Source organism: Photorhabdus sp. P32 (assembly GCF_038085095.1).
GTDB classification, from domain to species: domain Bacteria; phylum Pseudomonadota; class Gammaproteobacteria; order Enterobacterales; family Enterobacteriaceae; genus Photorhabdus; species Photorhabdus luminescens.
On sequence record NZ_JAZGJN010000027.1, the window covers coordinates 1 to 461 of the forward strand.

1 pseudogene is annotated in these 461 nt (G+C 50.3%); it reads right to left on the minus strand.

The features are described from left to right. A pseudogene (locus V2H77_RS00085) lies at window positions 1-461 on the minus strand (hypothetical protein); the annotation flags it as partial.

Sequence of the window (461 nt, forward strand, 5' to 3'; positions counted from 1 at the left end):
CCGTTACCCCCAAGCCCCCCATGTCCGCCATGACCTCCCCTTCCGCCATTACCGCCATTCCCTCCTACCGTTGCTGCCCCTATGACTCCAGTAATAGATTGGACACTCACGGTTAAGTCATTTGCATTTCCAGCCGCGGCGCCATCTCCCCCGATTGCTCCGGTAGAACCACTGGAGCCATCAGTACCTGGCGTGGCGCTAAATAAGCAACCGTTCTTACTATCTTGACCAGGACTACCATTGCTGCCATTAGCGCCATCATATCCTGGCGCGCCATCAAAACCATTGACGCCATTACTGCCTTTATTGACAATGTTTTCAGTTCCAGCGTTTTCATTCCCTACAATAGCGTTAGCTTCGATTCGACCATTAGTGCGGCAAATAATTTGACCTCCCGATTCAATAACTATCTGGTCATACACCAAAAGAATCGGTTCGCCGTGGTCATACTTATCTTCAAC